The sequence below is a fragment of the Acinetobacter sp. AOR12_HL genome, assembly GCF_027855275.1.
In the GTDB taxonomy this organism is placed as follows: domain Bacteria; phylum Pseudomonadota; class Gammaproteobacteria; order Pseudomonadales; family Moraxellaceae; genus Acinetobacter; species Acinetobacter baumannii.
This window is the reverse complement of the sequence record NZ_JAKTIJ010000022.1, coordinates 137,371-156,942: the sequence shown is the minus strand read 5'-3', so window position 1 is coordinate 156,942 and position 19,572 is coordinate 137,371. Positions and strand designations below refer to the sequence as shown.

Genomic DNA, 19,572 nt, shown 5'->3' with positions numbered 1-19,572 from the left:
ATGCCATTTAGTTAACGGTTAAACCATTGGTTGCCGCCAGTAAATCAATCCGTGGGAAAACCAAGCCCGTTCTTGAGTCAGTAATAGGTTTACCCGTAGCTTTTAACCGGCTAATAGTTTGATCGATACTTTCAGTTGGACTCACGCTATTCGCTCTCAATAGAGCAATCGCACCTGCCACATGTGGTGTCGCTTGAGAGGTACCGCCCATGGTATAGCCACCTGCGGTAATCATTGCACCCGGCGCCAATAAAGTCACAAGGCTTCCCCCATTACTAAAGCAGGCTACCTTATCTGCTGCTGTAGTAGGGTCAGAACATTTCACGGGGTTACCCCATGACACACCACCAATATTACTATCATAAACAGCGCCTACCCTTACTGCCCCTGCCACACAAGCAGGAGATGAAATTCCGTCAGGGAAGGCATCATTACCAGAGGCTACAACCGGAACCACGCCAGCAGCTCGCGCATTGGCAAATGCTGTTCCATAACTGCTATCGCTACACTCAGAGGTATATTTGACTCCCGGCACACCAAGGCTCAAATTCACCGCTTTAATATTATAGGTTTGTGCATTGTTTACAGCCCAGTTAATCCCCGCGAGAATATCACTATCATAAGCGGTGCTTACCCACTTACCTTGCGATCTGACCTTTCTAAATACATCAATACCAATAATTTTAGTTTTAGTGGCGACTTTCGACACAATAGCGGAAACGTTACTACCATGCCCATCATCATCCAAAGTGCCATCATCTGGTGCACTATCAAAAGAATAAACCACACGGCAAGTACTTGATGGAGTATTCACAGCGGTACATCCGAAATCTGAATGTAGATAATTTACCCCTGTATCCAGCACAGCAACACTAGATCCCTCCCCCGTAAAACCATTGGTATTGGCTTGTGGTTGATTAATCAAAGGCAAACTTTCAGTAGTTGTAGTACGGTTAATACGGTTTGGATAAACTGCTTTAACGTTCGGATCATTTAATAAAGATACTAAAGCCTCACGGTTACTAATCCGATAAAAAGCCAAAGGCAGGTTATTGTAATCCCGAAGTACTTGTACACCACCGGCACGATTAAACCTTGTCTGAAGATTCTTTTTATTTGTAGCAATATAACTTCGCCGTTCTAAACCGGAAGGTATGCTCGATGAAGGAATATTGTATTCGACAATTAAATCGTTTGAATCATTACTAACCAAGGCATCTAAATCTATTTTACCTTGGAACACTTTTTGTTTTGCTGCCTGACTTAACCGCTGTTTGGCCCCTTTGGAATCCAAAGGAAGAGCGGACACAGTTGTACTGAAAATTGTACATAGACCTAATAGAAACAACGTTTTACTTTGCATTATTTTTCTCCGTAGTTTTTCAACTAACAATTTGCTTATTTCGCTTTTATTTCATTTGCTGGATCTTTTTCTGGATCAATCGGTTGAATCGAAGGATCACTTTTTGTGTCATAAAAAGGAACGGTATCTGCTGATACCGATTGAGAGTGGTTTGAATTTAAAGATACGTTTTTAGGTTGAGTAGGCTCCTTAAGTTTAGAAAGAGAAGATGAAGTATCTGGTTGTGGAAAATTCGTCTCATGTAAAGCAGAATTGAACACATCAGATGCACCGCTTGTGGGTTTGAAATAAAGAACAACGGCGATCAAGCCGACTATTACAAGTAGGGAAGCTATAATTTTCATCATTTAAGATCTCTGTTCTTTTGTTTATAGACATCTATATTTATTTTTGATTATTCGAAATAAAGAGACATTTCTTGAGTTACATTTCATGTGAAATTTCTATTTCATAAAATGTATAAACATGAGAAAAGCTAAAATATCTTTTCTCGAATAAGCAAAAATACAGTTCTGCCCTTTACGTTTATATTTCTGGCAGAATAAGGTTCAAAAAAGTGCTAAAAAAGCACCCTATTCTCATAATAAGCAATTATTATGCCGTTTTCTCCAATAAATAATGAGAAACACATCACATTTAGAGATATAGGCATGTATCACATGAACAACGATAGAAAAATTTAGGAGATGAAGGTTAAAAAGCTGTAAGATGAAAATAGGACCAGCTTAATAAGAATAACTAAAAAATAAATGTTCTTTTTCACTTTATTATTAATTTTTATTAATCTTCACAATTTATCCCTAGTCTGTTTACTCAATGTAACACTGTTGTAACGTTTTGATGAAGTGAGTTCCCAAGCTCATATTTCCTTAGCTATGATGCGATTGCGTTTATGAAATACCTCACTAAAAGGGTATATTCTTTGAAGGATATCGCAATGAAAATGATGAAAACAGCTATCGTTACTGCAAGTGTACTTGCTTCTGCCTCTATTTTTGCACAAAGTGCGGGCGTTAATGCAGGTGCATCTGCTCAAGTCAACGTACAACCAGGTGGTCTTGTTAGTGGCGTAGCCAATACAGTCAAAAATACTGCACATACTGTAGGGAACACAGCAAAACATGCTGGTCACGTAGCTGCTGACACAACCGTTAAAGCTACAAAAAAAACAACAGGTAAAGTAACTGAACTTTCTTCTAAAGCTGCTACTGGCACTAAACATGTAGCAAGTGAAGCTGTAACTGGTACTAAACATTTTGCTACCGAAGCAGCTACAGGTACAAAAAATTTAGCGACTAAGGCTGCAACTGGCACTAAAAACCTAGCAGTTGAAGCTAAAGCAGATACAAAAGCACATCTTGATGCTGTAAAAACTAAGGTAGCAGAAAAACAAGCTGACCAAAAAGAATTTACTGCTGAAAAACAGGCCGATGCTCAAGCACGCGTAGATGCTGTTAAAGCTCGTGTAGCACAAAATCAAGCTGAGCAAAAAGAATTCGTTGCTGACGCTAAAGCTGATGCTCAAGCAAAATTAAATGCAGCTCAACCGGCTCATGGAGTTAACGCTCAAACAGGTGTAAACGTTGGTGTTAATGTTGCTGGTATTAATGCAAATGCAAACGTAAATGCAGGCGCTCAAGCGACTACACAAAAAGGCGAAAAGAAATCTTTTATTAAAGGTCTTTTCGGTACTAACTAATTAAGTTAGCAATAAAAAAAGGGCGATTCATCGCCCTTTTTTATTTGTCTAAAATTAACTATTCAGATTGTTTCAGTTAAAACCAAGCCTGCACGTAAACCAATCTTCACATTCGGGTTTGGAAATAAAATCCAGACCTGATCTTGTTCAACTACATAGTTACCAGAAGGTTGAGTCGCAATGATTTCGCCTTTAGTAAAAGTTGAAAAGTTTGGAGCCTCAGCAGATAAATTCATGTGGAACTCTTCATCTTTTTTTATTAAAGAGTCAGATACCTGAAACACACGAATTTTTGGTTTATTACGCACTGGTAAAGCTTGCTCAGAAACCACGTTACGAATGACTTCATCAATTGAAGCAAATTGACTCAAGTCATTTTGTCCAAATGGCAATGCTTTGCCTAACTCTAAAGTTGCACTCGCCGCCTTAAAATTCTCACTCGTAAAATGGGTAAATGTTTTACCTACCGCATTATGATAAACCAAAGCATCCAAATCAGCTGCTTCAAGACTTGCCGTTAGATCAGCATCATAGCTATGCGTTTGATATGGAAATAAAGCAAATGTTGGTAATAATGAAGCCCGAATTGCTGTGTGCAAATCATAATGATAACGTTTTGCCTGACTCGAACTTTCCTGAAAGAAGGTGGCAACAGTTTGCTCTAAAACCTCAGCACGCTTAGATTCTTCAGTTACAGGTAGATTTTTATACCCACCACAGAACATACGGTTTACATCGTCATGTACATAACGCTTGCCTTGACGCATCGCATAGGGATTACCCAATACAAGCAATAATCTCACCGCAAGCTTTAAACGCCCAGCAAATAAATCGGTGCAAAGATGAGATAGCAATTCAATTGGTGCCGTTTCATTCCCATGTACTCCAGCTGACAGTACGACAGCTTTGTCGTACTGCGCATGTGGTGTACATTCAAGAAGTCCCTCACCTAACCAACGCCAAGAAAAATTTGCTTGTTTTCCCTCGCGCGTTGCAGGTTGCTCACCTTGTAAGGTTAATGCTAGAAAATCTTGCATGTCACCTCCTCATTATTTTTGGAAAGGATAAACCGAACCTAAACCTAAAATTTTAGTCAGTTCATCAAGTGCCATACGGCTTTCCATGAGTAAATGCGGATCTGCCAAATCTTCTTGTGCTAAACGATCGCGATAGTGTTTATCTACCCACTGATTAAGCGTCATAAACAATTGATCATTCATGAGAACTTTTGGATTTACGGCATTTAATTCGGTTTCATTTAATGCTACACGTAAACGTAAACAAGCCGGACCACCACCGTTACGCATACTTTCACGCAAGTCATAAACCTGAATTGCATCAATTGGTGTACCCATTTGAATCATGTCATTCAAATAGCTCCACACTGCAGCATTTTGGCGAGACTCTTCAGGCACAACAATGGTCATTCCGCCATCTGGACGAGTCAAAATCTGACTATTAAATAAATATGTTGCAACAGCATCGTCCACCGTCACACGGTTTTCAGGCACTTCAATTGAAATAAAGTCTTCACCGATGCTTGCCATTTTCTGACGAATTTCGGCAAATGCCTGATCTTGATTTAGAAATGCATGTTGATGGTGGAATAAAACCTGCTGGTTACTTACCGCAATTACATCATTATGGAAAACACCCTGATCAATCACATCCGGGTTTTGCTGAACAAAAACGGTATGTGCTTCATCTAAACGGTGCAATCGTGCAATGGCCTCGCTCGCTTCACGTGTCTGACGTGCAGGATAACGTTTTGGTCCCGGTAAACCATTATTTAAATGTTGTTGACCATAAACAAACACCTGAACACCACGTTTAGCATAATCACCACCTAAACGATTGTGATTTGCTGCCCCTTCATCACCGAACAAAGCCACTTGCGGTAAAGCTTCATGGTGTACAAAATGACGTTCATTTTTAAAGATCGCTTGTAAAACTTGGCTTGTAGTTTCAGCTTCAATTGAACGGTGAAATTTATTGTTCAGGTTAGCCGCTGTAAAATGCACGCGCTCATCTTGGCTATCAGCCGAAGGTGAAACTGTCGCAGCATTTGCAGTCCACATTGGAGAAGCTGAGCTTAAAGATGACAGTAGCTCTGGTGAATAACGCATTGCTTGAGCCACAACACTAATGTCATCTCCGGTAAAACCTAAACGGCGTAACATCGGAACATGTGGACGCTCATGCGGAGCAAGTACACCTTGTTTCATGCCCATGTCAGCCAAAGCTTTCATTTTTAATAAGCCTTGTTTCGCCGCCAATTTTGGGTTAGACAAATTATTGCGGTTTTTGGTCGATGCTTCATTACCAAAAGACAAACCCGCATAGTGATGTGTTGGTCCCACTAAACCATCAAAATTTACTTCATATCCTTTCATTTTTTCTTTCCCTAGTGTTAAGGCAACACAATCCCTGGAGATAATTTTTCTGGCAACGTCAAGCTTTCACTTTCGAGTGAAGCCATTGGCCAAGCACAGTAGTCAGCAGCATAAAATGCACTTGCACGGTGATTACCTGAAGCTCCTACACCACCAAATGGTGCTGCACTCGATGCTCCTGTTAATGGTTTGTTCCAGTTCACAATTCCGGCACGTGCTTCAATGAGTAAGTCATCAAACAATTCACGTTTTGGAGAAACTAATCCAACTGACAAGCCGAAACGAGTTGCATTGGCAATTTTTAATGCTTCATCAAAACTGTCATAACGCTGAATAGTGGTAAGCGGACCGAAATATTCTTCATCTGGAATACCCGCCACACCTGTTACGTCAATAATGCCTGGAGTAAGTAATGAGCTGTCTTCTTGAGGACGTGTCATTGGCAACAAGCTTTTTGCACCAAGCTCAAGCAACTTTTGCTGAGCATTCATCATGTTTGTTGCAGCAGCCGATGAAATTACGCCGCCCATAAATGGTTGTTGCTCATCGTTCCAACGACCAACTTTTAAGTTTTTAGCAACCTCAACAAAACGTTGAATAAATGCATCGCCTTGCGCACCATTTTTTACCAAGATACGGCGCGCACATGTACAACGCTGCCCAGCCGAAACAAATGCAGATTGAATAGTGAGGTTAACAACAGCATCCATATTTTCGATTTCATCGATAATCAATGCATTATTGCCGCCCATTTCAAGCGCAAGAATTTTCTCAGGAGCACCCGCCATTTGTTTGTGTAGGTGATAACCTGTGTTTGCACTTCCGGTAAATAACAGGCCATCAATTTCATGTGAGGCAGCTAGCGCTTCACCCGTGGTACGACCACCTTGCACCAAATTCATTACACCATTTGGCAAACCGGCTTGTTGCCAAAGTTTTACAGTTTCTTCAGCAGTCCAAGGCGTTAATTCACTTGGTTTGAATACAACTGTGTTACCAGCAAGTAACGCAGGAACAATATGTCCGTTCGGCAAGTGGCCCGGGAAGTTGTATGGACCAAAAACTGCAAGTACGCCATGTGGGCGGTGACGTAAAGATGCCACACCATCTGCCATTTCAGTTGAGCTTTCACCGGTACGTTGGTGATAAGCACGAATCGAAATTGCAACCTTGCCAATCATTGACTGAACTTCAGTTAATGTTTCCCAAAAAGGTTTACTGGTTTCTTGGCTAATCACTTCCGCTAAATGCTTTTTATTTTCTTCAAGCAAAGCTGCAAACTTTTCTACAATCGCCACACGCTCAGCAAAAGGTAAACGCGCCCACGCTGGGAATGCTGTACGAGCAGCTTGGCAAGCTTTCTCAACATCACTAGCCGTAGCTTCAGCACCTGACCATACAGTTTGGTTATCAACCGGGTTTGTTTTTACAAATGTTGTACCGCTGCCTTGTAACCAGACACCGTTTATAAATAAAGAGTTTGACATCAGGATACTTCCATAGGATTTAGTGATAACACACGAACAGCGTGACCTTCTTGTACACCGAGTTTTTCAGCTTGTTCATGCGTTAAATTTAAAGTGTTATCTACGAGATCAAGCTTCAATAACATGGCCCGATAGTCGTGGTAATTATCATTGGCAACAAGGTATTGTGTTTTACCCACTGTTGCCTCATTGGTAATTTTGACGTTTAAGAGTTGACTTTCTTTGACTGCACGCAACTCATCAATATTCGCTTCAATAGTTGGCCCCGCATCAAAAATATCGACATATCCTTGATAACGTAAACCTTCTGATTCAAGCACATGATAAGCAGGCAAAGTATGTGGATGCATTTTTCCAATCACTTCTTGCGCATCTTTTGGCAAAAGGTCAACATAGACTGGAAAACGTGGCATCAGCTCGGCAATAAAAACTTTTTGGCCAATACCACTTAAATAGTCTGCAGTTGAGAAATCCATATTGAAAAAATGGTGCCCAATCGCATCCCAAAAAGGTGAACATCCATTTTCATCAGAGTAGCCACGCATTTCCGCAATTAATTTTTTCTCAAAATATTGCTTAAATGCTGCGATAAACATAAAACGGATTTTCGATAAGAATTTACCGTTTTGGTTTTCACGGCGTTCCGGATCTAAAAATAATGTACAGAGCTCACTACTTCCTGTTCTGTCATTACTTAAAAATAAAGTCGGTAATGACTTATATACGTTTAATGCTTTTGAAGCGTGTACTTGTGTTCCCACATGAAAGTTGTACCAAGGTTCAATTAAACCTACCGCAACCTCAATTGCACTTACACCAATAACACGTTGAGCTTCGGTATCTTCAAGAACAAATAAATAGCCTTGTTCACTCTTATGAACATTGCCATTTAAAGTATTGCGAGTACGTGAAATTCGAGCCGAAAGCGTATCCATATTTTGTGGCAAGGAAGTCAGGCCAACACCTGACTTACCTGCTAATTTATAAATATCTTCAAGGTCTCGAAACTCGGCATGACGGACAATCATCATGGCTAGCTTTCCTTTTTTTTATTTAGCCAACTTTGCCAAAGCTCTTTTTAAACGAGCAATCCCTTCATCAATATCTTGTTCAGGAATAATTAGAGAAGGAGTGAAACGAACCACGTTAGGTCCTGCGATTAAAGCGAGTAATCCTTCTTCGCCTGCCCATGTGGTAATGTCTTTCGCTTTACCTGCATATTCAGCTTTTAGTACACAGCCAATCAATAAACCTTGACCACGAATTTCATCAAATACTTGATATTCAGCATTTAAAGTATTTAATGCATCAAGGAAATATTGATGACGGTGTTTTACGCCTTCAAGTACTTCCGGTGTATTAATAAACTCAAAAACTGCACCTGCAACCGCACTTGCTAACGGGTTACCACCATAAGTCGTACCATGTGTACCAACAGAAAAATGCGGTGCAAATTTATCAGTTGTTAACATTGCACCGACCGGGAAACCACCGCCCAATGCTTTTGCAGTCGTAAGTACATCTGGAATCACACCGTAGTTCATGTAGGCATAAAGTGCACCGGTACGGCCCACACCAGTTTGTACTTCATCAAAAATAAGTAAGGCACCGAACTGATCACACAGTTCACGTAAACCTTTTAAAAATTCGATATCAGCCGGAATTACCCCGCCCTCACCTTGTACAGGCTCTACAATTACTGCACAAGTTTGTTCATTTATGACTGCTTTAGCTGCTTCTAAATCATTATAAGCAACATGGCTAATACCGTTTGGAAGTGGTGCAAAGTCTTGTGAATATTTTGGTTGGCCACCTGCTGAAACGGTAAATAAAGTACGGCCGTGGAAAGCATTGTTAAATGCTACAATGCCACTTTTACCTGCAACACCGCTGTCGAGTCCAACTTTACGAGCCAGTTTTAATGCTGCTTCATTCGCTTCTGCACCTGAGTTACAGAAGAAAACCTTGTCTGCAAATGTATTTTCGGTGAGTTGTTTTGCAAGGCGTAGTACGGGTTCATTGGTATAACCATTACCGACGTGCCAAAGTTTTTTTGCTTGTTCTGTTAACGCATTGACTGCCACTGGATGCGCATGACCTAATGCATTTACTGCAATCCCGCCTGCAAAATCGATATATTCTTTATTTTCTTGATCCCAGATACGTGAACCTTCACCACGTACCGGAATGAAATTTGCCGGTGCAAATACTGGAACCATCCAGTCATTAAAGTTGCTTCGAGTTACAGAAATTGGCTGTTCCATGCTTACCTCAGTATCTATTTAATTTATTTAATCTGTCTTACTGTCTTTAATTTAATTCATTTAGAAAAAGGGACCGAACAAATAACCCTATAACATCCTTTATATTTGCTCGGCCCACCTTTCCTAAAAGGTAGTTTCCTCAGATTAGCCTGGGAAAATACCGCGTTCTTTACGAGCTTTTAAGATACGCTCACATGCCAAGATGTAAGCTGCTGTACGTAAAGTACAAGCATTCTTATTCGCTGTATTCCAAACGTCATCCATTGCTTGAACCATCAACTTGTCTAAACGCTCGTTGATTTCTTCTTCGCTCCAGAAGTAGCTCGCCATGTCTTGAACCCATTCGAAGTAACTTACAGTTACACCGCCGGCGTTACATACCACGTCAGGAACGACAACAATGCCACGCTCAACCAATACATCTTCAGCTTTAGGATAAGTCGGGCCGTTCGCGCCTTCTAAAATCAACTTAGCTTTAAGTTTTTCAGCACGCTCAACTGTAATTTGGCCTTCTAATGCAGCAGGAATAATGATGTCTACTTCTGCAGTCCAGAAATCTTCATCTGCAATTGCTTGTGCACCAGCAAAACCACCAACACCTTGGTTTGCATTTACGTGATCACGTAGCGCAACAAGATCAATACCATCAGCATTGAAAATTGTGCCAGTGTGGTCTTGAACGTGAGTGATTTTTGCTTTTGATTCAACAAATAAGAAAGCAGCTTCACTACCTACATTACCAAAACCTTGAACAGCAACTTTTGCGCCTTCAATTGGTAAGTTGATTTTTGCAGCAACTTCACGACCAGTAACGAATACACCGCGACCAGTTGCTTTCACACGACCTAAAGAGCCGCCTAAGTGAACTGGTTTACCAGTTACAACACCAGTCACTGTGTGACCTTGGCTAGTAGAGTAGGTATCCATCATCCAACCCATAATATTGGCATTTGTACCAACGTCTGGAGCAGGAATGTCTTTTTGAGGCCCGATAATATGACCAATTTCAGTCGTATAACGGCGAGTTAAACGCTCTAATTCACGATTTGATAATTTACGTGGGTCAACACGGATACCACCTTTTGCACCACCAAATGGCAAGTTCAAAACAGCAGTTTTAATTGTCATCCATGCAGACAATGCCATCACTTCATTTAAGTCAACATTTGGATGGTAACGAACACCACCTTTACCAGGACCACGAGACAAGTTGTGTTGTACACGGTAGCCTTCAAAGTGCTGGATTGAACCGTCGTCCATTACAATTGGCACGTCCACAATAAGCGCACGCTTAGGACGTTTTAAAGTATCGATATAATCAGCTAAATGTTCTAAGTATGGCGCTACACGGTCAATTTGAGCCAAGTAAGTTTGCCATGCATCGCTATGTTCGTTTACGTATGAAAGATCTGACATCTTTTTTCCTATCTACCTACACAGACTCAGATGTGATAAATCTGCAGTCTTTATTATTCAGCAACCAAAACCTTGCAATAACAATGTTTTGATTTATTTATAAAATCTTCAGCTCTTCTAAAGCTTTAGACCTTTTAAATTCCATCTTGTGATATCAAAAGTACGATTTACTTTTATATATCGATATCTTTTACAATATTCTTTTGCCTCATCTGCCATTTATAAAAATTCTTTATAAAAGCAAAAGTTCCACCGCAACCAACTCAAATAAGTCGACTGGAAATAAGTACAAAAGAGGTGACATAACCGTTTGGGAGTTAAAAAGAACTAGGGTTCATGAAACAAAAAAACCATAAGTCCCTAAAATTATTTTTGACTAATCGATAGATCCCTCCATTAGTCTTTTTAAATAAAAATTGTTCAGTAATACTGCAAGTTTCACATCACTACTCAAGCGAGTTAATCAAGCCTTCATATAGACATAAAATCTTTAAGTAAATATAGCACAGAGCAAGTTAATTTAGAACATTTTAAAATAAACAAGCAGAGAAAAAATAATCAATTTTCTCTATTTTTTATAATAAAAAAGTAACCAAACCTAAAAAAACACTAGACTATAATAATTTTATTTTATGGAAATTAAAAAAATATTAAAATTAAAAATGATTAAAAAATTACCATTTAATAACAAAGACTTAATTAACAAAAAATTTCAAAAAATTCTTAAAATTTCTATAAATTTTCATAATATTTATTCAGTTTCTCTAATTCAAAACAAAGATATATAAATATTTAAACAATCTCTTTATTAAATAACCATGATAAACATATACTTATTTAAAAACTTATAATAATTAGCTATTAATAATATTCCGACAAGTGGTTAATTTATGTGTCAATATTTGCTTTTATTATCAAAATAAAAAAAACATTTTCAAAAAAAATATATAAAACTCACTTTAAAGCTCAAGTTACGCCCATGAAAAAAGGCCCCATAAGGAGCCTTCAATCAACACAACCAAGTAAGCAAAAGACTTAGTTTTGAGCTATATCTTTTTTACGATAAAAGATGAAATAGCTGACATAGCATAGCAAGATAAAAATAATGCAGCAGATAAAGCCCACTTGCATAGAAGGATCAAATACCATACTGATACAAGTAACTATACAGAATAGCCCGCCTACAATTGGAGTAAGAGGAAAAAGTGGTGCAGCGAAACGTAGATCTTTTACTGTTTTTCCTGACTTATACCACTGTCTACGGAAGTTAAATTGCGAAATACAAATTGCAATCCAAACAACAACCATTGTAAAAGCAGCAACACCCAACAAATTTTTAAAAATTGTTTCTGGTGCAAATTGTTCTGAAAGCAATCCTGGAATAGCACCAAACATGGTGACAATAATGGCAATAATAGGTGTTCCAGACGGCGTGAGTTTCGCGAAAATTTTAGGTAATTGATTTTTTGCTGAAAGCGACCACATCATACGTGATGCAGCAAATAGACCCGAGTTAGCAGCTGAAAGTAAAGCCGTAATAATTACGAAACGGATAATATCCTCTGCATACGGAATACCAATGTAATTAAATACAGTCACAAATGGGCTACTGCTCACATCATTTGCACTAAGACCTGCTAGGTGGTATGGCAATAGTGAACTAATCACTACAATCGTACCAACAAAGAAAATCAATAAGCGCCAAATAGCCGCATTAATTGCCTTAGGAACTGTTTTTGCTGGATTCTCAGCTTCGCCAGCCGCCACCCCAATTAATTCTGTGCCAGAAAAAGCAAAGTTAACGATAAGCATAGTGGCAAAAATTGGGAAAAGACCATTTGGGAACCAACCATGAGCAGTCAAATTACTAAACAATGGTGCTGTTTCATGCCCCTGATAAGGAATAAAGCCGAAAATTGCAAGCAACCCCAAACCAATAAAACAGATAATGGTGATTACTTTTACAAGCGCCAGCCAAAATTCAGACTCCGCAAATAAGCGGGTTGAACTTACATTAAGAAAAAAAACCAAGGCGCCAAAGAAAAGAGTCCAAGCCCACACCGAGGTAGATGGAAACCACTCCTGAACCAACAAGGCCGCAGCGGTAAACTCAGTTCCCAAAGTTGCAGTCCAAGTCAGCCAATACAGCCAAGTAATCATATATCCCGTACCTGGACCGATATAACGCCGTGCGTATTCACCAAAAGAGCCAGACTCAGGGACATGAACCGCTAGCTCACCGAGACACAGCATAACGGTATAGGCAATTAAACCGCCCAAGAAATAAGAGATAATTGCGCCAATTGGACCTGCTTGAGAGATTACGTCGCCAGACCCAAGAAAAAGACCTGTACCTATGGCACCGCCAAGGGAGATCATCACCAAATGTCGAGTACTCATTGCTCGTTTCAAAGGTGCAGAACTTCCATGTTGCGATGCATCATTATTCCGATAATTTAATGATTGCATATAAAAAACTGTAACGACAATTTAGTAAAAAATCATTTTAGGATAAAAAAATAAATATGCAATTATCTTTGAATAGTGGAGTTATTTTAAGCAAACCTTTACCATTCAAATAAAATATATTTTAAAAACAAACAATTAATAATTATTAGGATAATTATTGTATTTTAATTAATCTTACATCATTTCTTTAATTTATATAAATTTAAAAACTATACTTTTTAAAACATAATAATTTTTCACTTAATTCCCCATGCCTGCTTTTAGCTCTATCTTTATTTAAAAATTAGACACACTATTTATTTAAATAATGACTTTTAATTTTATATACAAATAAATTGATAAAAAAATATTTTTTAAGCAAAAAATAAAGCTCAAATCTTAAGATTTGAGCTTTATTTAATCGAGGAAATAACTTAGTAACTGGTCAATACAAACTGTTGAGATGGCTGAACGGAACCTTCAACGTAATCACATACACCTTGTTCATCACAATTTAAATTTAATTGCTTGTAGCTTAACGCAAAGAAATCAGAATATTGTTTAATGGCAAATGGACTCATATCCGAAGTGAGTGCATCACCCTGTTTAAACAATTTAATAATTTTTCGGTCATTCATCCCTAACAAATAAAGTTCATTATTTAATTCAATCTGAACAACCCCAGTGTGTTCTGCCACAATCGGAATCAAATATAATGGGTTCGCCAACACTACATCTACAGCATAGGTTTCAAGCTTTAGATTAATCAAATTAAATACCAGTATTGCCTCAAATTGATTTTTCAAACCCTTTTTATGGTTTTCAGCTTGCTGCCTATACTGAATTTTAATTCCAAGCTTCTGGAAATCTTGCTCTGTAGCTTGCTTTGTTTTAATAAGACTACGAGTGACTGCTTGCTTAAGTGGATTGTCTAAATAACGTTCATCTAACTGAAAGTCATTTTGACGCAATATTTTCAATAACATGCTGTCATGGTATGTCAGCACATTTGCAAGAACATTACGATAATAGAACTTGCTTTGTTTTTTGATTTTACGAACTTGTTGATAGAAATACGTTTCATCAAATTCATGCTCAATAAAATCATGTAAAAGGCTTGAGCTTGCCAATACAGATAAAGCTTCATGTCCTGTAAAAGGCAAATGAATTGTATGTAAACTTGGTAAGATCTCTTTTATTTTTAAGTAATGTTCGCGATCAATTGAAAAGTAAGGATCATAAACAATAATGTATTCACGACTTGCATCTACATCTTGCGGCTGAATTTGCATGTCTTTATTCGCGACAGCATCGAAGAACTCAGCATAGCGTCGGTCTTCAACTTGTTCAGGGTCAATTGAATACTGAGGCACAAATGCAATGATTCGATTCATATTTAATAAATTCGAATATTTAATTGCTGCATAGCCGCCCATTGAGCCACCATAACCTACAATATTTTTAAAACGCTGAATAATAGGCAAAATGACTTTTGCCAGCTCAACCATACTGGCCTTTGGAAACCATGATTTTTGTTTTGGCATCACCCCAATAACATTGTATTGGTACTTTATTAGAGACTTTTCAGCATTGATAGATAAGCCACTCGCCCGGGTAATCAAATCGCCAAAAGAGAGAACTAATGTATTAGAATCGCCTTGTAAAAAAATGGCTCTAATGTGTTCGTCTTCAAAAATAATTTGCTTATCCATGCTCACACCGAAAGAAAATTTACTCCCACATACATCGTCAAAAATGAAACAAAATAGGTGTTTTGCCAATTTATGATTGCGGAGTATCTTATTTTATAGATGCCAGTCAGATTAAAAAGCGCAAAATATGACACAATCCTTACATCCTGCCGCTCAAAAAGGCTTCAGCTCTGCTGCTGAGCTTTATCAGCAAGTTAGACCAAATTATCCCGTAGAAATAGTAAGTTGGCTACAAGATCGGCTCCAAATACATGAAAATTCTACTGTTATCGATCTTGGATCGGGTACTGGCAAATTCTTACCTTACTTAAAACAGACACATGCCAATATTATTGCGGTAGAGCCAATTGGCGAGATGTTACAACAGCTTCAGCAAGCCTATCCTGATATTAAAACTTTACAAGCCTTTAGCCACAATATTCCGGTAAATGACCAACAGATTGATGCGGTCATTTGTGCTCAATCTTTTCATTGGTTTGACAACATAGAAACATTGACCGAAATCCATCGGGTATTAAAACCTCAAGGACATTTAGGACTTGTTTGGAACCAGCGCGATGAAGGTACAGACTGGGTAAAAGCTTTAGCAGATTTTTTACTACCACTTGAAGGTGATACACCTCGTTACCATAGTGAAAGGTGGAAAAAGGTTTTTGAAGAGCAAGATTTATTTACTTTTGACAATTTAAATACTTTTTCGCAATCGCAACATGGTACTGTCGAACAAGTGGTGAGTAAACGGTTACTTTCAACAAGTTTTATTGCAGCAATGACCGAAAAAGATCAATTACAGCTCAAAGCTCAGTTTGAAAAAATTGTTTATGATTTTACTGGGTTAGGCCCACAAGATCAGATTGATTTTCCATATGTCACATATGCATATCATTTTCAAAAAAGTACGTCGTCAAATCATAGAGAATAGGTTCGGTTGAAAGCTATGTTAAAAAAAACGCCTCATATCATCTTAATGTCTTTGCTCAGCTCTAGCCTATTATTGACGGCTTGTAAAAAAGCAGATGAGCCAGCAAAGACTGAGCAACCTCATACAAGTTCATCTACCGATCAGGTAATGGAAAAGCTCAATGAAAGACCTGTTAAAAAGTTCACGGCCAGTGCTGACGATGCGCATGACATTGCTTTATTGGAAGACTATGACCGTCGCTTTACTGAAATGAGTGATGAAATGGAAACTGAGCTAGAAAAAATGCATGAGGCAGGTACGCTCACCACAGAATTTGAACAAAAACGTACGCTTGATAATGTGCGCTCAGCATTGACCATGTTAAAAGAGCTCGACTTAAAAACTGAACAAGGCCGTTACATTCAAGGTCTACTTTATCAATACTGGGAAAACCAAGAAAAGAACTTTAGTGATAAGCAAGCAAGTAAAGATGAGCAGGTCAAACAGCTTGCTGACTATTTACAAGCACAAAATCAGTTAAAGTACTGGAAAGCCTCACAGCAGCATTAATTTAACTGCATGCAATAAAAAGCCTTCTTATAAAGAAGGCTTTTTTAATTTAAATATTTTGTTTTTCAACCCAGTGAATGGATTGAACACGGAAGAGTTCACATGCACCATCGCCGGTATCAGTTGGGGTCAAAGATGACTTCCAAACCAAATCTTTATCTTTGATTTCAACCAGATCACCTTTTAAATAAACCAAATCACCACGTTTAACTTGCTTAATTTGTTGGGCGATTTCAGGGTTTGCAGGAATAATGTGCATATTCGATACCATCTGCATCGCTTGCTCAGCTGGTACAGGAAGTTTTGCTATTTTCCAGTTTAAATAGCGGTCATATTGTTTCACTGAAATATGTCGCGCTATTTCAGGTTGAGCAAATAAACCCCAACTTACCGCATAATCAATCGGTGAAAATTTGGCTTGCTCATCATTGTGATAAATTTTTGAACCTAAAATCCTAAAATTTCCCTGAAATGGTTGTAATACAGAAATTGATTGATCTTTTTCAACTGGAAGCAAGCCATTGGCAATATTGTATTCACTCGAGGTTGATGCAAATGCTGAACCCATACCTAAAGTCGCCAGCAAAGCTATCATCAAACGTTGTTTTTTCATCGCTTTATACCTCAAATATTGCTAGATCAAATTCATTAGATCTTCGTTTTATGGTAGCTCTAAGGTATGAAAAAAATATCGGAATTTAGTAACAATACAGATCAATTTCGTCTATTTTTGTGCCTAATTAAATAGATTATTGATCTTCAAAATCTATTCTTAAAGTTTCAAAGCGAACTTTCCCTTCCTTAATTGCCTGAGCAATTGCTTGCTGCCCCTTTGTTAAACGTGCCCCTCCACTTTTGACATCCAGCAAAATAATTTGAATATCATCGGCAGTTCCGTCTCCATCTCGAAAATCGGTATAGCCATCGAAAATAATATAATCAACTGGGTCGCCCATAAACTTGGCATCACTTGGCAAATACTGAAACTCCGGCAAGACTGGCGCAAATTGTTCTGCCATTTTTCCTTTTAATACGGCGCGGCTCGTATTCACACTTCTCTTTTGTGCTTGGGCAAGGGCTTGTTGATGCTCAAGCTCCAACTCGGCAATATATTGCTCGTATTCAGCCTTGATTCGGCCATTACGGGTATTTGATAAAATGAGCGTCGTGATAATAATACCAATACCAGCACCAATAAGCATGGCCAGCCATACGGACATAAATTTTCCTTAACAAATACACATCATCGCGATAGATGAGCAATCATATCTAAAATTAGGGAGTAGCTTAAACTTTTGTCAAAGGCAGTCATCTACTTCACATAAAAAGATGCTAAGGTATAAGTAGAACAAGTGTGCTGCTGAATATAACTGAATTTATGAAAACGATACTTATTGCAAATCAAAAGGGCGGATGCGGAAAAACCATGACAGCCATTACGTTGGCAACAGCTTTGGCACAAAAAGGATATAAAGTAGCATTGGCAGATTCTGACAACCAGAAATCTTCCTTACAATGGTTAAAGCAACGTCCAGATAACGTAGCTGTAATTCAAAGCCTCGACTGGCGTCAAGAAAAATCAATTGGTGATGCACCTAAAAATTTAGACTATTTAATTATTGATGCACCGGGTGCCCTTTCAGGTGATCATGCTGAACAATTAGTCAGCGAAGCCCATGCGATTATTACTCCACTTCAGCCTTCATTTTTCGATATCGACAGTACACGACGTTTTCTCAAGCATTTGCAGGATATTAAACGTATTCGTAAAGGTAAAGTACAAATTTTACTACTTGCAAACCGAGTTAAACCGAACAGCGCCAGCTCAAAAGATATTCAGCAATTTTTTGAAAAAATCGAACATGAACCTATCGCATGGATTGCAGAGCGTAGTGCTTATGGCAGTTTAGCAATGCAAGGTTTAAGTGTATTTGATAAACCACAAAAGAACTTTATTGCAATTCAAAGCCAGTGGCAGCCTCTTTTAAATAAATTGATTGAAGATAAATCTGAGTGGTTCTAAAACCATCTCTTTATTTTAGGTGGGCAAGATGCAGAAATGAGCACGCCTGCCTAAAATTTGTCTCAGGTCATTTTTCAGTTAATATGACCTTATTCTATTTTAAAAATTAGAGAATTTTGTTCGTGCATCCATACGCTCCTACTTTACAGCGCGTTTTATTGTTTGGGCTGTTTTTTATCCTGATCTTTTTAGGATTTAACATCCTGAAGTACTTTATTGTACCTGTACTTTGGGCTGCCATTATTGCCTACATGACTTGGCCGATTTATTTAAGAATTCAGCATTTTTTTGGTGAAAACCGAAATAATTTAAATGCTACAGTTATGATTAGCTTAGTCATTTTAATTGTTGGTGTGCCATTTACATGTGCTATTTTTATTCTACAACATGAAGGCCGAAACCTTTATTTTGATTTACAGCGTCAAGTCTTTTCAGGTCATTTAAGCGTTCCCGATTTTATTCGTAATCTTCCGTTTATTGGTAAAGAAATATCTCGCACACTCAACGAAATTAACACAGACCCTAATAGTACTATTCAAAATATTGCAGCTTGGGTACAAAGCCATTTAAGTTATGGGCGTGTGTTATTAAATGAAATTAGTAAAAATATCGTCAAACTTTGTTTTGCAATTTTAAGTCTTTTCTTCTTTTATCGTGATGGTCACACGATCTTAACCCAAGTGAGTAAAGCCTTGGAAATGGTGATTGGGCCACGTATTCATCATTATCTCGACACAATTTCAGAAACCACTCGTGCCGTTGTGTATGGCGTGGGTTTAACTGCAATTGCTCAAGCAGTACTGGCTGGATTAAGTTATTTCGTCGCTGGTGTACCTAACCCAATGGTTCTCACCATTGCAACGTTCTTATTAGCCCTAATTCCGTTTGGTACTCCTGTTTCCTACTTAGGCGTTGGACTATGGTTGTTCTCTCAAGGTCAAACTATGGAAGCTATTGGCGTCATCTTATGGGGTGTGCTGATTGTAAGTAGTTCAGACAACGTGATCCGTCCACTTGTAATCTCTGGTGCGACTCAAATTCCGTTTTTATTGATTATGTTCGGTGTATTGGGTGGAATTGCAAGTTTTGGTTTAGTTGGTCTATTTATTGGCCCTGTTATTTTAGCTGTTTTATTAGCAATTTGGCGTGAATGGCTTCACGAGACAATTGACCCTGAACCCATGCCAAAAACGACCATGATTTATGATTCAGATGATGATTTACCACCATCTAAAAACTAAGCTAATGATTTAAAAATATTTCAAGATACAAAGTGACTATTTAAATTAACTTGTA

At 38.3% G+C, this 19,572-nt stretch carries 17 protein-coding genes; 5 read left to right on the top strand and 12 right to left on the bottom strand.

Annotated elements, in window-relative coordinates; all coding sequences use genetic code 11:
* Positions 1-7 precede the first annotated feature (7 nt).
* Together MKL36_RS11420 and MKL36_RS11415 are read right to left on the bottom strand one after the other, a co-directional pair.
* On the bottom strand, positions 8-1,363 hold the full coding sequence (locus MKL36_RS11420) for a S8 family serine peptidase (protein WP_021510135.1): 1,356 nt from the start codon (positions 1,361-1,363) through the stop codon (positions 8-10).
* A gap of 35 nt (positions 1,364-1,398) precedes the next feature.
* Positions 1,399-1,707, bottom strand: a complete 309-nt coding sequence (locus MKL36_RS11415; RefSeq protein WP_086374154.1) for a hypothetical protein — start codon at positions 1,705-1,707, stop codon at positions 1,399-1,401.
* A 593-nt stretch (positions 1,708-2,300) separates the two neighbouring features.
* Between MKL36_RS11415 and MKL36_RS11410 the strand changes: the two genes are divergently transcribed.
* The gene (locus MKL36_RS11410) at positions 2,301-3,062 is read left to right on the top strand and encodes a hypothetical protein (protein WP_021510137.1); all 762 of its coding nucleotides are present in this window, start codon (positions 2,301-2,303) and stop codon (positions 3,060-3,062) included.
* 62 nt (positions 3,063-3,124) lie between these two features.
* Here MKL36_RS11410 and astE read toward each other — a convergent pair whose 3' ends face one another.
* The 8 genes from astE to MKL36_RS11370 form a co-directional block, all read right to left on the bottom strand.
* The gene (gene astE / locus MKL36_RS11405) at positions 3,125-4,099 is read right to left on the bottom strand and encodes a succinylglutamate desuccinylase (protein WP_001150820.1); all 975 of its coding nucleotides are present in this window, start codon (positions 4,097-4,099) and stop codon (positions 3,125-3,127) included.
* 12 nt (positions 4,100-4,111) lie between these two features.
* Entirely contained in the window at positions 4,112-5,455 is a 1,344-nt protein-coding gene (gene astB, locus MKL36_RS11400) for an N-succinylarginine dihydrolase (RefSeq protein ID WP_000679450.1), read from the bottom strand.
* Positions 5,456-5,472: 17 nt separating this feature from the next.
* Positions 5,473-6,942: a succinylglutamate-semialdehyde dehydrogenase gene (gene astD / locus MKL36_RS11395; RefSeq protein ID WP_000071645.1), complete on the bottom strand. Its 1,470-nt coding sequence runs from the start codon at positions 6,940-6,942 to the stop codon at positions 5,473-5,475.
* Positions 6,942-7,973, bottom strand: coding sequence for an arginine N-succinyltransferase (gene astA / locus MKL36_RS11390; protein ID WP_000973732.1), 1,032 nt, complete (start codon positions 7,971-7,973; stop codon positions 6,942-6,944). The genes astD and astA overlap by 1 nt, the downstream gene beginning before the upstream one ends.
* Before the next feature lie 18 nt (positions 7,974-7,991).
* Complete coding sequence (locus MKL36_RS11385; protein ID WP_000437496.1) at positions 7,992-9,206, bottom strand: aspartate aminotransferase family protein; 1,215 nt, start codon at positions 9,204-9,206, stop codon at positions 7,992-7,994.
* 144 nt (positions 9,207-9,350) lie between these two features.
* The gene (locus tag MKL36_RS11380) at positions 9,351-10,622 is read right to left on the bottom strand and encodes a Glu/Leu/Phe/Val family dehydrogenase (protein ID WP_001281781.1); all 1,272 of its coding nucleotides are present in this window, start codon (positions 10,620-10,622) and stop codon (positions 9,351-9,353) included.
* A 1,035-nt stretch (positions 10,623-11,657) separates the two neighbouring features.
* Positions 11,658-13,091 (bottom strand): amino acid permease, encoded by a 1,434-nt coding sequence (locus tag MKL36_RS11375; RefSeq protein WP_001191140.1) that lies wholly within the window; start codon positions 13,089-13,091, stop codon positions 11,658-11,660.
* Positions 13,092-13,504: 413 nt separating this feature from the next.
* Positions 13,505-14,782, bottom strand: coding sequence for a hypothetical protein (locus MKL36_RS11370; RefSeq protein WP_086374085.1), 1,278 nt, complete (start codon positions 14,780-14,782; stop codon positions 13,505-13,507).
* Between the two features lie 127 nt (positions 14,783-14,909).
* On the opposite strand from MKL36_RS11370, the gene MKL36_RS11365 reads away from it, so the two are divergent.
* Positions 14,910-15,704: a class I SAM-dependent methyltransferase gene (locus MKL36_RS11365; RefSeq protein WP_021510140.1), complete on the top strand. Its 795-nt coding sequence runs from the start codon at positions 14,910-14,912 to the stop codon at positions 15,702-15,704.
* Positions 15,705-15,719: 15 nt separating this feature from the next.
* The gene (locus MKL36_RS11360) at positions 15,720-16,253 is read left to right on the top strand and encodes a hypothetical protein (RefSeq protein WP_021510141.1); all 534 of its coding nucleotides are present in this window, start codon (positions 15,720-15,722) and stop codon (positions 16,251-16,253) included.
* A gap of 49 nt (positions 16,254-16,302) precedes the next feature.
* Here the strand turns inward: MKL36_RS11360 and MKL36_RS11355 are convergent, their stop codons facing one another.
* Positions 16,303-16,866, bottom strand: coding sequence for a hypothetical protein (locus MKL36_RS11355; protein WP_000744750.1), 564 nt, complete (start codon positions 16,864-16,866; stop codon positions 16,303-16,305).
* A 136-nt stretch (positions 16,867-17,002) separates the two neighbouring features.
* Positions 17,003-17,473 carry a Holliday junction resolvase-like protein gene (locus MKL36_RS11350; protein WP_000118036.1) on the bottom strand — a complete coding sequence of 157 codons (471 nt, stop codon included), beginning with the start codon at positions 17,471-17,473 and terminating at the stop codon, positions 17,003-17,005.
* A gap of 158 nt (positions 17,474-17,631) precedes the next feature.
* Here MKL36_RS11350 and MKL36_RS11345 point away from each other — a divergent pair, with 158 nt between their 5' ends.
* Positions 17,632-18,276 carry a ParA family protein gene (locus tag MKL36_RS11345; RefSeq protein WP_000849145.1) on the top strand — a complete coding sequence of 215 codons (645 nt, stop codon included), beginning with the start codon at positions 17,632-17,634 and terminating at the stop codon, positions 18,274-18,276.
* A 122-nt stretch (positions 18,277-18,398) separates the two neighbouring features.
* The gene (locus MKL36_RS11340; protein WP_000553809.1) at positions 18,399-19,517 is read left to right on the top strand and encodes an AI-2E family transporter; all 1,119 of its coding nucleotides are present in this window, start codon (positions 18,399-18,401) and stop codon (positions 19,515-19,517) included.
* Positions 19,518-19,572: the final 55 nt, after the last annotated feature.

Bases quoted from the DNA above. Each gene is read 5' to 3' on its own strand.
- MKL36_RS11345 (WP_000849145.1), top strand. From the start codon at position 17,632: ATGAAAACGATACTTATTGCAAATCAAAAGGGCGGATGCGGAAAAACC.
- MKL36_RS11370 (WP_086374085.1), bottom strand. From the start codon at position 14,782: ATGGATAAGCAAATTATTTTTGAAGACGAACACATTAGAGCCATTTTT.
- MKL36_RS11360 (WP_021510141.1), top strand. From the start codon at position 15,720: ATGTTAAAAAAAACGCCTCATATCATCTTAATGTCTTTGCTCAGCTCT.
- MKL36_RS11365 (WP_021510140.1), top strand. From the start codon at position 14,910: ATGACACAATCCTTACATCCTGCCGCTCAAAAAGGCTTCAGCTCTGCT.
- MKL36_RS11350 (WP_000118036.1), bottom strand. From the start codon at position 17,473: ATGTCCGTATGGCTGGCCATGCTTATTGGTGCTGGTATTGGTATTATT.
- MKL36_RS11375 (WP_001191140.1), bottom strand. From the start codon at position 13,091: ATGCAATCATTAAATTATCGGAATAATGATGCATCGCAACATGGAAGT.
- astD (WP_000071645.1), bottom strand. From the start codon at position 6,942: ATGTCAAACTCTTTATTTATAAACGGTGTCTGGTTACAAGGCAGCGGT.
- MKL36_RS11410 (WP_021510137.1), top strand. From the start codon at position 2,301: ATGAAAATGATGAAAACAGCTATCGTTACTGCAAGTGTACTTGCTTCT.
- astB (WP_000679450.1), bottom strand. From the start codon at position 5,455: ATGAAAGGATATGAAGTAAATTTTGATGGTTTAGTGGGACCAACACAT.
- astA (WP_000973732.1), bottom strand. From the start codon at position 7,973: ATGATGATTGTCCGTCATGCCGAGTTTCGAGACCTTGAAGATATTTAT.
- MKL36_RS11355 (WP_000744750.1), bottom strand. From the start codon at position 16,866: ATGAAAAAACAACGTTTGATGATAGCTTTGCTGGCGACTTTAGGTATG.
- MKL36_RS11380 (WP_001281781.1), bottom strand. From the start codon at position 10,622: ATGTCAGATCTTTCATACGTAAACGAACATAGCGATGCATGGCAAACT.
- MKL36_RS11415 (WP_086374154.1), bottom strand. From the start codon at position 1,707: ATGAAAATTATAGCTTCCCTACTTGTAATAGTCGGCTTGATCGCCGTT.
- MKL36_RS11420 (WP_021510135.1), bottom strand. From the start codon at position 1,363: ATGCAAAGTAAAACGTTGTTTCTATTAGGTCTATGTACAATTTTCAGT.
- MKL36_RS11385 (WP_000437496.1), bottom strand. From the start codon at position 9,206: ATGGAACAGCCAATTTCTGTAACTCGAAGCAACTTTAATGACTGGATG.
- astE (WP_001150820.1), bottom strand. From the start codon at position 4,099: ATGCAAGATTTTCTAGCATTAACCTTACAAGGTGAGCAACCTGCAACG.